The organism is Allochromatium humboldtianum, assembly GCF_013385175.1.
GTDB lineage: Bacteria > Pseudomonadota > Gammaproteobacteria > Chromatiales > Chromatiaceae > Thermochromatium > Thermochromatium humboldtianum.
The window spans coordinates 391,223-404,958 of the sequence record NZ_JABZEO010000003.1 but is presented as its reverse complement, the minus strand read 5'-3'; the positions used below and the strand labels follow the sequence as shown (position 1 = coordinate 404,958).

General features: G+C 64.3%; 13 protein-coding genes. 4 read left to right on the top strand and 9 right to left on the bottom strand.

Annotated features, from left to right (window positions below; genetic code table 11):
• Positions 1 to 155 precede the first annotated feature (155 nt).
• Genes HW932_RS06600 through HW932_RS06585 form a run of 4 tightly spaced genes read left to right on the top strand, consistent with a single transcriptional unit; the run spans position 156 to position 4,339 of the window.
• The gene (locus HW932_RS06600; protein ID WP_176975682.1) at positions 156 to 1,253 is read left to right on the top strand and encodes a hydrogenase small subunit; all 1,098 of its coding nucleotides are present in this window, start codon (positions 156 to 158) and stop codon (positions 1,251 to 1,253) included.
• Complete coding sequence (locus HW932_RS06595) at positions 1,250 to 3,040, top strand: nickel-dependent hydrogenase large subunit (RefSeq protein WP_176975681.1); 1,791 nt, start codon at positions 1,250 to 1,252, stop codon at positions 3,038 to 3,040. Before HW932_RS06600 ends, HW932_RS06595 begins: the two co-directional genes overlap by 4 nt.
• A 22-nt stretch (positions 3,041 to 3,062) precedes the next feature.
• On the top strand, positions 3,063 to 3,755 hold the full coding sequence (gene cybH / locus HW932_RS06590; protein ID WP_176975730.1) for a Ni/Fe-hydrogenase, b-type cytochrome subunit: 693 nt from the start codon (positions 3,063 to 3,065) through the stop codon (positions 3,753 to 3,755).
• Positions 3,752 to 4,339: a HyaD/HybD family hydrogenase maturation endopeptidase gene (locus HW932_RS06585; protein WP_176975680.1), complete on the top strand. Its 588-nt coding sequence runs from the start codon at positions 3,752 to 3,754 to the stop codon at positions 4,337 to 4,339. The genes cybH and HW932_RS06585 overlap by 4 nt, the downstream gene beginning before the upstream one ends.
• Before the next feature lie 37 nt (positions 4,340 to 4,376).
• Here HW932_RS06585 and HW932_RS22245 read toward each other — a convergent pair whose 3' ends face one another.
• The 9 genes from HW932_RS22245 to nrdD form a co-directional block, all read right to left on the bottom strand.
• Positions 4,377 to 4,655, bottom strand: coding sequence for an HVO_A0114 family putative DNA-binding protein (locus tag HW932_RS22245; protein ID WP_484476989.1), 279 nt, complete (start codon positions 4,653 to 4,655; stop codon positions 4,377 to 4,379).
• Positions 4,652 to 5,362, bottom strand: a complete 711-nt coding sequence (locus tag HW932_RS06580) for a response regulator (RefSeq protein WP_176975679.1) — start codon at positions 5,360 to 5,362, stop codon at positions 4,652 to 4,654. The genes HW932_RS22245 and HW932_RS06580 overlap by 4 nt, the downstream gene beginning before the upstream one ends.
• Positions 5,359 to 8,028: a sensor histidine kinase gene (locus HW932_RS06575; protein WP_176975678.1), complete on the bottom strand. Its 2,670-nt coding sequence runs from the start codon at positions 8,026 to 8,028 to the stop codon at positions 5,359 to 5,361. Before HW932_RS06575 ends, HW932_RS06580 begins: the two co-directional genes overlap by 4 nt.
• Positions 8,025 to 8,651: a potassium-transporting ATPase subunit KdpC gene (gene kdpC, locus HW932_RS06570; protein ID WP_176975677.1), complete on the bottom strand. Its 627-nt coding sequence runs from the start codon at positions 8,649 to 8,651 to the stop codon at positions 8,025 to 8,027. Before kdpC ends, HW932_RS06575 begins: the two co-directional genes overlap by 4 nt.
• A 9-nt stretch (positions 8,652 to 8,660) precedes the next feature.
• The gene (gene kdpB, locus HW932_RS06565; protein ID WP_176975676.1) at positions 8,661 to 10,685 is read right to left on the bottom strand and encodes a potassium-transporting ATPase subunit KdpB; all 2,025 of its coding nucleotides are present in this window, start codon (positions 10,683 to 10,685) and stop codon (positions 8,661 to 8,663) included.
• Positions 10,686 to 10,703: 18 nt separating this feature from the next.
• Positions 10,704 to 12,413 (bottom strand): potassium-transporting ATPase subunit KdpA, encoded by a 1,710-nt coding sequence (kdpA, locus tag HW932_RS06560; protein WP_176975675.1) that lies wholly within the window; start codon positions 12,411 to 12,413, stop codon positions 10,704 to 10,706.
• Between the two features lie 79 nt (positions 12,414 to 12,492).
• On the bottom strand, positions 12,493 to 12,591 hold the full coding sequence (gene kdpF, locus HW932_RS06555; protein WP_012970371.1) for a K(+)-transporting ATPase subunit F: 99 nt from the start codon (positions 12,589 to 12,591) through the stop codon (positions 12,493 to 12,495).
• A gap of 122 nt (positions 12,592 to 12,713) precedes the next feature.
• Positions 12,714 to 13,451: an anaerobic ribonucleoside-triphosphate reductase activating protein gene (locus HW932_RS06550; protein ID WP_176975674.1), complete on the bottom strand. Its 738-nt coding sequence runs from the start codon at positions 13,449 to 13,451 to the stop codon at positions 12,714 to 12,716.
• Positions 13,452 to 13,500: 49 nt separating this feature from the next.
• Positions 13,501 to 13,689 (bottom strand): anaerobic ribonucleoside-triphosphate reductase, encoded by a 189-nt coding sequence (nrdD, locus tag HW932_RS06545; RefSeq protein WP_176975673.1) that lies wholly within the window; start codon positions 13,687 to 13,689, stop codon positions 13,501 to 13,503.
• Between the last annotated feature and the right edge of the window lie 47 nt (positions 13,690 to 13,736).

Sequence of the window (13,736 nt, the reverse complement as noted above, 5' to 3'; positions counted from 1 at the left end):
ATTGTCATTGATAACGCAATTTTTATTTTCCCTGCTGTCTTGATGGATTCACTCAAGGGGTGCTCTAATTTCCACACTCTTTGGAGGAGATCAGGCGTCACGACCGAGAGTGATCCGCGTGGCGCCGACTACAACTAAAAAATAGAGACACCAAAATGGCGACCACCGACACCTTCTATGAGGCGATGCGCCGGCAGGGGATCAGCCGGCGCGGGTTCCTCCAGTTCTGCACCATCACGGCCGCGACCCTGGGTCTGGCGCCCGGCTTCGCGGGCCGCATCGCCGAGGCCATGGAGACCAAGCCGCGCATCCCGGTGCTCTGGCTGCACGGTCTGGAATGCACCTGCTGCTCGGAGTCCTTCATCCGCTCGGCCCATCCGCTGGCCTCGGACGTCGTGCTGTCGATGATCTCGCTCGACTACAACGACACGCTCATGGCCGCCGCCGGGCATCAGGCCGAGGCGATCCTCGATGAGATCCGCCACCAGTACAAAGGCCGCTACATCCTGGCCGTCGAGGGCAATCCGCCGCTGGGTCAGGACGGCATGAGCTGCATCATCGGCGGGCGTCCCTTCCTCGATCAGCTGCGCGAGGTCGCCGCCGACTGTCAGGCCGTGATCGCCTGGGGCACCTGCGCCTCCTGGGGCTGCGTGCAGGCCGCGCATCCGAATCCGACTCAGGCGGTCTCGATCGACAAGGTCATCCACGACAAGCCGATCATCAAGGTGCCGGGATGTCCGCCGATCGCCGAGGTCATGACCGGCGTCATCGCCTACATGCTGACCTTCGAGCGTCTGCCGGAACTCGACCGTCAGGGGCGGCCGAAAATGTTCTACGGCCAGCGCATCCACGACAAATGCTATCGCCGCCCGCACTTCGACGCCGGTCAGTTCGTCGAGTCCTGGGACGACGAGGGCGCGCGCAAGGGTTACTGTCTCTACAAGATGGGCTGCAAGGGACCGACCACCTACAACGCCTGCTCGACCGTGCGCTGGAACGATGGGGTCTCGTTCCCGATCCAGTCGGGGCACGGCTGCATCGGCTGCTCGGAGAAGGATTTCTGGGACAAGGGCAGCTTCTACGACCATGTCACCGACACCCGCGTCTTCGGCATCGAGGCCAACGCCGACGCGGTCGGGATCGCGGCTGCAGGCACGGTCGGCGCGGCCATCACCGCGCATGCGGCGGCGAGCGCCGTCCATCGCATCAAACAGCGCGCCGGCGCTCAGCATACTGAGGACGGACAGGCATGAGCGTTCAGACCCCCAACGGTTTCCAACTCGACACCGCCGGCCGACGTGTCGTCGTCGATCCCGTGACCCGCATCGAGGGTCACATGCGCTGCGAGGTCAATCTCGACGCGGACAACGTCATCCGCAACGCCGTCTCGACCGGCACCATGTGGCGCGGTCTGGAGGTGATCCTGCGCGGTCGCGATCCGCGCGACGCCTGGGCCTTCACCCAGCGCATCTGCGGTGTGTGCACCGGCACCCATGCCCTGACCTCGGTGCGCGCCATCGAGGATGCGCTCGACATCCAGATCCCGGAGAACGCCAACTCCATCCGCAACATCATGCAGTTGACGCTCTACGCGCACGACCATCTGGTGCACTTCTATCATCTGCATGCGCTCGACTGGGTGGACGTGGTTTCGGCGCTAAAGGCCGATCCCAAGGCGACCTCGGCGCTGGCGCAGTCGATCTCGGACTGGCCGCTGTCCTCGCCCGGCTATTTCCGTGACGTCCAGACCCGGATCAAGCGCTTCGTCGAGTCCGGTCAGCTCGGTCCCTTCACCAACGGCTACTGGGGCAATCCGGCCTACCGGCTGCCGCCCGAGGCCAATCTGCTGGCCGTCACCCACTATCTGGAGGCGCTCGACTTCCAGAAAGAGATCGTCAAGATCCACACCATCTACGGCGGCAAGAACCCGCATCCGAATTGGCTGGTCGGCGGCGTGCCCTGCGCCATCAACATCCATGACACGGGCGCTGTGGGCGCGGTCAACATGGAGCGGCTGAATCTGGTCTCCTCGATCATCGACCGCACCATCGAGTTCATCGACAAGGTCTATCTGCCGGATCTCATGGCTATCGCGTCCTTCTATAAGGATTGGACCCACGGCGGGGGCTTGAGCAGTCAGGCGGTGCTGTCCTATGGCGACATTCCCGAGCGCGCCAACGATGACTCATCCGACAACCAGTGCCTGCCGCGCGGTGCGATCATCAACGGCAAGCTCGACGAGGTCCATGAGGTCGATTTGCGCGATCCCGAGCAGATCCAGGAGTTCGTCGCCCACTCCTGGTTCAAGTACAAAGACGAATCCAAGGGACTGCATCCCTGGGACGGCGTGACCGAGCCGAACTTCGTCCTGGGTCCGAACACCAAGGGCAGCCAGACCCGGATCGAAGCCATCGACGAGAACGCCAAATACAGTTGGATCAAGGCCCCGCGCTGGCGCGGTCACGCGATGGAGGTCGGGCCGCTGGCGCGCTACATCATCGGCTATGCCAAGGGCATCCCGGAGTTCAAGGAGCCGGTCGAGAAGGTGCTGACCGACTTGCAGCTCCCGGTCTCGGCGCTGTTCTCGACGCTCGGACGCACGGCGGCGCGCGGGCTGGAGGCGTCCTGGGCGGCGCACAGGCTGCGCCATTTCCAGGACAAGCTGGTGGCCAATCTCAAGGCCGGCGACAGCGCGACCGCCAATCCCGACAAATGGGAGCCGCGAACCTGGCCGAAACTGACCAAGGGCGTCGGCACCACCGAGGCCCCACGCGGCGCGCTCGGGCATTGGGTCGTGATCGAGAAGGGCAAGATCGCCAACTATCAGGCCGTGGTGCCGACCACCTGGAATGGCTCGCCGCGCGATCCGGCCGGCAACATCGGCGCCTTCGAGGCTGCGCTCCTGAACACGCCGGTTGCCGTACCCGATCAGCCACTGGAGATCCTGCGCACGCTGCACAGCTTCGATCCCTGTCTGGCCTGCTCGACGCACATCATGAGCCCGGACGGCGAGGAGCTGACTCGGGTCAAGGTCCGCTGATTGTGAGGAACAGGTTATGTCTATGTACACCGGCGTCCCAACGGTCAAGCGCACGGCCGTCTATGTCTACCAAACCCCGGTACGGATCTGGCACTGGGTCAATGCGCTCGCGATCACGGTCCTAGCCATCACCGGCTATCTGATCGGCAGTCCGCTGCCGAGCCTGCCGGGCGAGGCCAGCGATCACTATCTGATGGGTAACATCCGCTTCCTGCATTTCGCGGCGGGCTATGTGTTCCTGGTCGGTTTCCTGTTCCGGCTCTATTGGGCGGTCGTGGGCAATCGCTACTCGCGTCAGTTGTTCACCTTGCCCTTCTGGCGGCGCGGATTCTGGAGCGAGCTGGTGCACGAGCTGCGTTGGTATGCCTTCCAAGAGCCGGAGCCGCGCAAATACGTCGGGCACAATCCGCTGGCGCATCTGTTCATGGTCGTCATCATCACGGTCGGCGGACTGGTGATGATGGTCACGGGGTTTGCGCTCTATTCGGAGCAGACCGGGCTGGGGAGCTGGCAGGACGAACTCTTCGGCTGGGTCATCCCGGCCGTCGGCCAGAGCCAGGACGTGCGGATGTGGCACCACTGGGGGATGTGGGTCATCGTGGTGTTCGTGATGCTGCACGTCTATACCGCCATCCGCGAGGACATCATGTCGCGTCAGAGCCTCATCAGCACCATGATCAGCGGGTGGCGCATGTTCAAGGATGATCGGCCATGAGCGCCGGCCCCAATGTGCTGGTTCTCGGCATCGGCAACGTGCTCTGGGCCGACGAGGGTTTCGGTGTGCGGGTGATCGAGGAGATCGCCCGCCGCTATCGCTTCGGTCCCAACGTGCGTCTGCTCGACGGCGGTACTCAGGGCATCTATCTGGTCGACGACATCCGCTGGGCCGAGGTGCTGGTGGTGTTCGATGCCATCGACTATGGGCTGACGCCCGGCACGCTCAAACGGGTCGAGGGCGACGAGGTGCCCAAGTTCATGGGTGCCAAGAAGATGAGCCTGCATCAGACCGGCTTCCAGGAGGTGCTGGCGCTGGCCGATCTGCTCGGAGACTATCCGAGCCATCTGCTGTTGATCGGCGTGCAGCCGGTCGAGCTGGACGACTTCGGCGGCAGTCTGCGCCCCGAGGTCAAGGCACAGATCGAGCCGGCGATCCGTCTGGCGCGCGCGTATCTGGAGTCGTTCGGCATTGACTGGGAGGACTGTGAGACGTCTGAATCGACGGACTATCGCGATCTGCCGCATCCGTCCCTGGGGCTGGAGGTCTACGAATCCGGTCGTCCGTGCATCAATGCGGTTTAGGGGGATTTCCGGAAGGCCGGTTGCGGTAGACCCAAGATCAAGCCGACGCGCGCCATACAAGCCGGATATCGAAAGCGCCATACGGGAAGAGTCGCTTGCCATCGCGGCGCTTCTCGGTCAGCCCAATTCTCGCCAATCGCTGCGCGTCGGCGTGGACCGCACGCACATCGCATCTGACGTGCCGCGCCAATTCGCGCGCGCCGATTGAGCCGCCCCCCACCAGAGCCTTGAGAATGGCGAAGCGGTTGGGTGTGAGGACAAGCCGGTTCTTATCGGCACCGACGATGGTGCTTGGTCTCTCTCCGGCGACCCTCAATCGCCTCGGCCATCGAGAAAGCGATAACCCACGCCGGGTTCCGTGCGCAGATAGCGCGGTTCATCGGTGTCTTCGCGGAGCTTCTGGCGAATGCGGCCGATGAAGTTGCGCAGATAGTGGGTGTCGCCGGCATGCGTTGGTCCCCAGATTTCGCGCAGTAGCTGGGTCTGGGTGATCACCTGGCCGGGGTTGGAGACCAACATCTTGAAAATGGCGAATTCCTTGCGTGTGAGATGCACCTCTTCGCCCATCACGGACACAATACGCTTGATCAGATCGATATGGAGATAACCATCATCGTAAATTCCGGCATCCTGCCTCTCAGTCGCCCGAGGCAGGCGCAATAACGCACGCACACGCGCCAGGAACTCCTGAATGCCGAATGGCTTGGTCACGTAGTCGTTGGCCCCCGCGTCCAACACGGCGACCTTTTCGCTCTCCGATGACCGAACCGACAGGATCATGACCGGCACGGTCGACCAGTGACGCAATTCATTCAGCACGGATTGGCCGTCGGCATCGGGAAGCCCCAGGTCGAGCACGATCAAGTCCGGCGTCTGGGTCGCCGCAAGCTCGAGTCCCTTGCCGGCCGTCTCCGCTTCGATGACCTGATACCCCTGGCTCCTGAGACTGATGCGCAGGAATCGCCGGATCTGTTCCTCATCGTCGATGATAAGGAGGCGTGCGGAGGCGTTGCCTTCAGTCATGCGCGTTCCTCGTTATCGTCGTCGGGAGGCTCGATCAGCGGCAAGCGGGTGGCGATGGTGGTCCCCCGACCGCCCGGCCCAGGCAGCGCCTCGATGCGCCCACCATGAGCACCGATCATGCCGCTGCAGATGGCCAGTCCCAACCCGCTGCCATGCTTGCCGCGATCGCCTTCACCGCCGGTGAAGAACATGTTGAACACCTTTTCACGGTGATCGGATGGAATGCCCGGTCCCTCATCCGCGACCGTGATCAGCAGTTCACCGTCGTCACGCATCGCCGCGACCTGCACTTCGCCGCCTTCGGGCGAAAATTTTGCCGCGTTTTCGATGACATTGACCAGCGCCTGCTCGATCAATGCGGGGTGAACATAGAGCAACGGCAGGCCCGGCTCGATGTGTCTGATCAGCCGACAGTGGTGCAGTAACTCGCGGGTACGCCGCAGTGCCGAGTTGAGGATGTCGTCGATGCCGATCCAGTCCCGCTCCAGTTTCAAGGTGCCGTGCCCGAGCCGGGTCATATCGAGCAGATTCTGGATGTAGCGGTTGAGCCGCTCGCCTTCACTGATCACGGAGTCGAGCAGCTCGTGTCTGTCGTCCCTGGACAGGGCTTCGTCCAAAGAACGCAAGCTGCTGGCCGCACCGATCATCGAGGCCAGCGGGGTGCGCAAATCATGGGACACCGATGACAGGAGCGCCGAACGCAAGCGCTCCGTCTCTTCGGCGACCTTGGCCTGCTCCAGGGTTGTAGCCAGGCGGGTACGGGCAATGGCCATGGTCACCTGCGTGATCAGCGCGTCGATGGCGGCGAGTTGTTCACTCTGGAAGCCCTGGCTCAATCGGTAGACACCGAGCACACCAAAGCACTCCTGCTCGATCGCCAGCGGCAGAAAGCGCCAATCGAGTGCCGAGAGGGTTTGTGTTTGAAAGCCGCTGGGTTGACGATGATCGAACGCCCATTGCGCGGCCGATCGGGCTTTGTCATTCAGGTCCAGCTCGTCCTGCGAGGCGGCCGCCTGCATCAGTGTGCCGCCGTCGCCCGGTGCCATCAGAACCACCGGGACGTGCAGAGACTCGGCGATCGTCCTCGTGGCCTCGCGATGGACCGTGGGGAGATCGACGGCGGCCGAGAGGCGGCGGCTCAGGGACAGCAGCCTTTGCGTCATTTCGTTGGTTCCGCGCAGCGCGAGCACCTGGTGGCGCAGACGACCGGCCAACTGCCCGCCGATCAGGCCCATGATCAGAAAAAAGCCGACGGTCGCCAGCTCGTGCGGACGATGCATGGCAAAGGTGAAGCGCGGTTCCGTGAAGAAAAAGTTGTAAACCGCGGCGCTCAGGACCGCCGCGATCAGCGCCGGGCGCATGGCCGTGCGCACCGCGACCAGCAAGACGGCGATCAGGAAGACCAGCGAGAGGCTGGGCAAGAGGACCAAAGGCTCGATGGCCGCAGCGATGCCAGTCGCCGCCGCGACCACGGCCAGCGTCAAGATATAGTCACGCATCGGTTCGAGTCGCCGGAGCCGGAGCCGACGCACCCGGGCGACCCGTGAGGGAACAAAGGTGATTTCGAAGTCTTCGCCGCGCCGCAACAAGCGTTGACTCAAGGACTGGCTGAACAATCCCGCCAGGGGTCGGTGCCGGCTGCGCCCCACCACCAGCGTGGTGGCATTTCGTTCGCGCGCGAAGGCCAGTAATTCTTCCACGGGATCATGGCCGCGCAGGGTCAGGGTTTCGCCCCCCAGGCGCGCGGCCAGCTCGAAGGTGCGCTCGACACCGGCCTGCTGTTCGGGGCCTGTGTCGCCGCGATCGACAAACACCGCGCTCCATGGCGCCCGACGACGCTCGGCGAGACGCCGGCCGAGACGCACCAGTTCCTCACCGTTACCGATGCCGTCGATGGCGACGACGATGCGCGCCCGTACCGGCCACGGACCCGTGACTCCCTGGCTGCGCATGACCTCACGCACATCCCGGTCGATGCGCTCGGCTACGGTCTGTAAGGCCAGTTCGCGCAGTGCCGCCAGATTCGTCGGACTGAAGAAGCCATCGAGGGCCGCGCGGGCCTGCTCGGGGATGTAGACCTTGCCCTGCTTGAGCCGCTCGATCAGCTCGCGGGGCGTCAGATCCACCAGCACGACGTCGCGCGCCTCACTGAGCACGGTGTCCGGAACCGTCTCGCGCATGCGCACGCCGGTGATGCGTGCGACCACATCATTCAGACTCTCCAGGTGCTGGATATTGACCGTGGTCCAGACATCGATGCCGTGTTCCAGCAGTTCCTCGATATCCTGGTAACGACGCAGGTGGCGGGTACCCGGAATATTGCGATGGGCCAGTTCGTCGATCAGCACCACGGCCGGCGCACGTTTGAGAATGGCATCCAGGTTCAGCTCGCGGAACTGGGCGCCGCGATAGGCCATCTGCATCAGCGGAATGGACTCCAGCCCCTCGCACAGTGCCTCGGTTTCCTGCCGTCCGTGGCTCTCGATGATCCCGATGATGATATCGGCACCCTCGCGCCGTGCCTCGCGCGCCGCCTCCAGCATCTTGTAGGTCTTGCCGACGCCGGGAAAGGCGCCCAGGAAGATCTTGAGCGCCCCGTGCCGCTCGCGCTCGATGGCTGATAGCAGGGCCTGCGGATCCGGCCGGTCGTCCGCCGGCGCGTTCATGGCGTTACGCCGGCCTCTGAGCCGAGGGCGTCGAGTGCCAGATTCAACTGGAGCACATTGACGCGCGGCTGTCCCAGAACGCCCAGCACCGGGCGCTCCACCCGCGCCGCCACCAGGCCTGCGACCTCTGAACGCGGCCGTCCGCGCGCGGCGGCGACCCGATCGATCTGGATCTCGGCGGCAGCCGGGCTGATGTGCGGGTCGATGCCCGACCCGGAGGCGGCGACGAGATCGACAGGGATCGCCGTCGGTGCCACGCCGTTTGCGGCGGAAAAGGCGCTTGAGCTGACCGAGGCCCGTTCGCGCAGCGTCGGATTGCTCGGCGCCAGATTGGAGCCGGAGACGGCGAAGGGATCGTACCCGGCGACCGAGGGGCGGCCGTGGAAATAGCCCGGCGCACTGAACGGCTGCCCCACCAGCGCCGAGCCGATCATCTGGCCGTCGCGTTCGATGAGACTGCCGGTCGACTGAACATGGAACAGGGCGGCACCGATCGCCACGGTAAAGAGCGGGTACAGACCTCCACACAGGACCATCAGCACCAAGGCGCCGCGTAGCGCCTGGAGCCAGTGTGCGACAGGCGTCGCGGTGGATATCCGGGCAACGGATTGGGCGTGATTCATGACGACCTCCTACATCACCAAGCCAAGACCAAGATCGATGAGCTTGATCGCCGGGAACGGCAGCACCAGTCCGCCCAAACCGTAGATCAACAGGTTGCGGCGCAACAGCGCGTCGGCACTGACCGGGCGGAGGTGCACCCCGCGCAGGGCGAAGGGGATCAGCGCCGGGATCACCAGGGCATTGAAGATCACCGCCGCCAGCACCGCCGTGGCCGGACTGTTGAGCTGCATGATGTCGAGCGCCTGCATGGCCGGTACGCCGGCGACGAAAATGGCCGGGAGGATAGCGAAGTATTTGGCTACGTCATTGGCCAGTGAGAAGGTCGTCAGCGCACCGCGGGTGACCAGCAACTGCTTGCCGATCTCCACCACCTCCAGCAGCTTGGTCGGGTCGGAATCCAGGTCGACCATGTTGCCCGCCTCCTTGGCAGCCTGGGTGCCGGAGTTCATCGCCAGCCCCAGATCCGCCTGGGCCAGGGCGGGCGCGTCGTTGGTGCCGTCGCCCATCATGGCCACCAGGCGTCCCTGGGCCTGTTCGCGCCGGATGTACTCCAGCTTATCCTCCGGCGTGGCCTCGGCGATGTAGTCCGCCACGCCGGCCTCGGCGGCGATGGCCGCCGCAGTCAGCGGATTGTCGCCGGTGATCAGCACCGTGCGGATGCCCATGGCGTGCAGGCGCTGGAAGCGTTCCTTGATGCCGGTCTTGATGATATCGGACAGGGGCACGACGCCGAGCACCCGATCGTCCTGCGCGACCACCAGCGGCGTCGCGCCGCCACGCGCCACACGTTCCACCAGCGCAGTGGTCTCATCCGGGTAGGAGCCGCCATTCTCGGTGACGAAGCGGCGTATGGCATCCGGTGCGCCCTTGCGGATACGACGGCCGTCGGGCTGGTCGATGCCGGAGAGGCGGGTCTTGGCGGAAAATGCCAGGACGCGCGCCTCGGGGTCGGCCTCGGCCGTCGCCCCACGGCTCTTCGCCAGCGCAACGATGGATTTGCCCTCAGGCGTGGGATCCGCCAGTGACGAAAGCATAGCGGCCTCGCGCAGCTGCTCAGGAGCGATCCTGGTCAAGGGCAGGAAATCGCTGGCCTGGCGGTCGCCGTGAGTGATGGTGCCGGTCTTGTCCAGCAGCAGGGTGTCGATGTTGCCGGCCACCTCCACCGCCTTGCCCGACTTGGCCACCAGATTGGCCCGCATGGCGCGATCCATGCCGGCGATACCGATGGCCGGCAGCAGGCCGCCGATGGTGGTGGGGATCAGGCAGACCAGGAGCGCGACCAGTACAGGTACCGAGACTTCGGCGCCGACAAAGGCGGCGAAGGGCACTAGGGTCGCCACCACGATCAGGAACACCATGGTCAGTGCGGACAGCAGCACGGTGAGCGCGATCTCGTTGGGCGTCTTCTGCCGCTTGGCGCTCTCCACCAGCGCAATCATGCGATCCAGCAGCGACTGGCCAGACTCCACCGTCACCTCGACCAGGAGGCTGTCGGTCAGCAGCCTGGTGCCGGCGCTGACGCCGCTGTTGTCGGTACCGGCCTCGCGCAGCACCGGCGCCGATTCGCCGGTGACCGCCGACTCGTTGATACTGGCGGCGCCCTCGATGATCTCGCCGTCGGCGGGAATCAGCTCGCCCGCCAGGACGCGCACCCGGTCGCCGCGACGCAGGGCGGTGGCGGGCACCGATTCTTCATCGTCCCCCCGAACGCGCCGGGCCACGAGCTGTTTCCGTGTGGAGCGCAGGCTCTCGGCCTGCGCCCGGCCCTGCGCCTCCGCCAGTGCCTCGGCGGCGTTGGCAAAGAGCAGGGTGAACAGCAGCGTCAGAGTGATGGCGAGATCGAAGCCCCAGGGGCGACCAGCGATGATATCGGTGCCGGTCAGCCACAGGGTCACCAGGGTACCGACCCCGACCACGAACATCACCGGGTTGTGCGCCAGCCGGCGTGGGTGGAGCCGCCGCAGCGACTCACCCGCCAAGCGGGCCAGAGTGTGGGCATCCAGTAACTTCAATGCGTTGCGCTGACGTTTCATGATTCATTCTCCAAGGCATCAGTTCGCCAGTGACAGGAACTCGGCGACCGGGCCGAGGGCCAGAACCGGGAAGAAGCTGAGCAACGCGAACATCAGGATCACGCCCAGGGTCAGCACGGCGAAGGTGGGCGTTTCCACGGCCAGACTGCCCGAGGTCATGGGTGCAACGCGCTTGCCTGCCAGGTGGGCGGCCAGCGCCAGCGGTGCGAGGATCGGAATGAAGCGGCCCAGGATCAGCGCCACGGCACAACTGAGGTTCCACCACACCGTATCGTCACCCAGCCCCTCGAAGCCGGATCCGTTGTTGGCAAAGGCGGAGGTGTACTCATAGAGCACCTGACTCAGACCATGGAAGCCGGGGTTGGAGTTCTGCGCCAGACCCGGAATCGCCACCGCCGTAGCGGTCAGGCCGAGAATGAGCAATGGCTGGATCAGCAGCGCGATGCAGATCAGTTTGATCTCCCTGGCCTCCAGCGCGCGACCGTAGACTTCCGGTGAGCGGCCCACCATCAGGCTGCCGAGAAACACCGCGAGCAGCAGGAACAGCAGGAAGTTGATCAGCCCCACGCCGACCCCGCCGAAGGTGGCGTTGATGAACATATCCATCAGCGTCGTGGCACCGCCCAGTGGGTTGAAGGAGTCATGCATCCCGTTCACCGAGCCGTTGGAGGTCTGGGTGGTGAAGCTGCCCCAGAGCGCCGTGGCCGTGGCGCCGAAGCGCACCTCCTTGCCTTCCAGATTCGGGCCATCGGCCGCGAGGCCGGCAAAAGCGGCGTTGGGTTGGTTCTCCGACCAGATATTGATGCCCGTCAGGAGCGCCGACAGGGACAGCATCACACCCATCACCAGGATCGCCAATCGCCGCCGACCGGTCAGATAACCGGCCATGAACACCAGGGCCATCGGGATCAGCACGATGGCAATGGTCTCGACGAAGTTGGATACCGGCGTCGGGTTCTCCAGCGGCACGGAACTGTTGGGGCCGTACCAGCCACCGCCGTTGGTGCCCAGCTGTTTGATCGCGACCATGGGTGCTACCGGGCCGACCGGGATACGCTGCTCGGCAAGCCCCGTGCCGGTATCGAGCGGGGTGACGGTCCGCGCGCCCATGAAAGTGTTGGGCACCCCCTGCCAGGCGAGCAGCAGCGCGGTGATGAAGGCCACCGGCAGCATCACCCGGACAATGGCGCGGACCAGATCGGCGTGGAAGTTTCCGACCGATACGGCGCCTTCCGGGGTCGATGCGGTTGCATCGCGCTGCGTGAACGCCGTGCGCAGGATGGCGACCAGGGCCGCGATACCGGCCGCCGGTGTGATCACCTGCATACTGACGATGGCGACCAGATGCGCGAAATAGGACAGTTGCGCCTGACCCGAGTAGTGCTGCTGGTTGGTATTGGTGATGAACGACGCCGTGGTATGCAACGCCAGATCCCAAGACATTCCCTCGACGCCATCCGGGTTCGCCGGCAGCCACCCCTGCTGCACCAGGATCACGAGCGCGATCAACGCGATGATCAGGTGCAGCTTGAGCAGCGCCTTGCCGTATGCTTTCCAGCTCATCGGGGCAAGGGGATCGACGCCGATGGCACGGTAGATCACCCACTCGACAGGTCCGAATACCTGATCAAGCACGGTCGGTGTCGCCGAATAGATCGCCGCCAGGTAGCGCCCCAACGGCCAGGCCAGCAGCAATGCAGCGGCGTAGATGAGCAGCACTTCATTCATAGGAGATGCTCCCATTCAATGAACAGGAAACAGAGGCCGAACAGGGCAAGAAGGATGAGAGCGCTGACGATGCTCATGGCTAGAACCGCTCGGGCCGCAACAGGGCGACCGACAGATACACCAGCAACGCCAGCACGATGACGAGCAGGATGGAGTACACGATGACCTCACTCAGCATTGTTGACCAAGGCTGGACAGGTTAGCGAGCGCGGGCGTAACAGGGCTAGGCGCTGAGCGGAGACAGGCGTAACAAAGGCGTATTATTTTTGTGGCATTCAGCGATCGGTTGCTGGGTAGCCGCTACAAACCTCGGACATCCAGGCGCTCAAAGGCCATCGGGTCGACCGCTTCGACGAGTTCGCGCGGCATGATCGAGTAGCCGGGCAGGTGTGGATCGAGTGCCCGCTGGGTTGCGCAGGCTTGTAATACATAGCGCCGAACACCCTTGGTCGCCAGCCTCTGGCTCAGTGTTTGCAGGTAGTCGGGTGTCCAGTCAGGCATCAGGGTGGTGCGGACTTCCAGATTCACCCCAGCTTCCAGCAGCAAGGCCAAACTCGCCCAGGCATGCTCACCCGAATCGGGCAGGCCGGTGAGGGCCGCATAGTCCTCGGGCAGCGTCTTGATATCGAGTCCGACCCAATCGATCAGCGGAAGGAGCGGGCGCAGGCGTTCGGGATAGGCGCCGCTGGTGTGCAGACCGATTTTGTAGCCGAGTGCACGGGTTTCGCTGATGGCTGCACTGAGCGCAGATTGCGCGGTCGGCTCGCCGCCGCTGAAGACCACGGCATCGAGCAGTCCGACCCGCTGACGCAGAAAAGCGCGGATGTCCGCCCAGTCGATCAGCGATTCATTCACGCCTGAGTCCAGCAGATCGCCGTTTTGACAATAGCGACAGCGCCAGGGACAGCCCTGACAGAAGACCACCGCCGACAGCTCGCCGGGATAGTCGATGGTCGTCAGGCGCGTGAAGCCGCCGACCCTCAGCCGCTCGGCGGCTTGAGCATGGTCGGACGCGGCAAAGGGAGCGCTGTCAGGCATGGACGGAGGATTCAGCCGCCGCAAGAGCGGCTAGGAGATAGGCGCGGACTCAGGCCGCGACCCGCTGTTCCTGCCGGCTCAGCGAACCACGAGGCTGCTCGTTGAAATAGCAGCGTTCGGCATGCTCGGCCTGCTTGCCGGCATTGAAGGCCGTAACCGGACGATGGTAGCCCATGACGCGGGTCCAGACTTCGCAGGGGGTCCGTTCTTCGGTCTTGAGTTCGATAGTGTCGTTCATGTGCGCATTCTCCTTAACTTCGATGCGTCGGTGTTATTGCTCTCGCC

Excerpts from the sequence above, each read along its gene's own strand:
- kdpA (WP_176975675.1), bottom strand. The coding sequence starts at position 12,413 with ATGAATGAAGTGCTGCTCATCTACGCCGCTGCATTGCTGCTGGCCTGG.
- cybH (WP_176975730.1), top strand. The coding sequence starts at position 3,063 with ATGTACACCGGCGTCCCAACGGTCAAGCGCACGGCCGTCTATGTCTAC.
- HW932_RS06580 (WP_176975679.1), bottom strand. The coding sequence starts at position 5,362 with ATGACTGAAGGCAACGCCTCCGCACGCCTCCTTATCATCGACGATGAG.
- kdpB (WP_176975676.1), bottom strand. The coding sequence starts at position 10,685 with ATGAAACGTCAGCGCAACGCATTGAAGTTACTGGATGCCCACACTCTG.
- HW932_RS06575 (WP_176975678.1), bottom strand. The coding sequence starts at position 8,028 with ATGAACGCGCCGGCGGACGACCGGCCGGATCCGCAGGCCCTGCTATCA.
- HW932_RS06550 (WP_176975674.1), bottom strand. The coding sequence starts at position 13,451 with ATGCCTGACAGCGCTCCCTTTGCCGCGTCCGACCATGCTCAAGCCGCC.
- nrdD (WP_176975673.1), bottom strand. The coding sequence starts at position 13,689 with ATGAACGACACTATCGAACTCAAGACCGAAGAACGGACCCCCTGCGAA.
- HW932_RS06595 (WP_176975681.1), top strand. The coding sequence starts at position 1,250 with ATGAGCGTTCAGACCCCCAACGGTTTCCAACTCGACACCGCCGGCCGA.
- HW932_RS06600 (WP_176975682.1), top strand. The coding sequence starts at position 156 with ATGGCGACCACCGACACCTTCTATGAGGCGATGCGCCGGCAGGGGATC.
- kdpF (WP_012970371.1), bottom strand. The coding sequence starts at position 12,591 with ATGCTGAGTGAGGTCATCGTGTACTCCATCCTGCTCGTCATCGTGCTG.
- HW932_RS06585 (WP_176975680.1), top strand. The coding sequence starts at position 3,752 with ATGAGCGCCGGCCCCAATGTGCTGGTTCTCGGCATCGGCAACGTGCTC.
- kdpC (WP_176975677.1), bottom strand. The coding sequence starts at position 8,651 with ATGAATCACGCCCAATCCGTTGCCCGGATATCCACCGCGACGCCTGTC.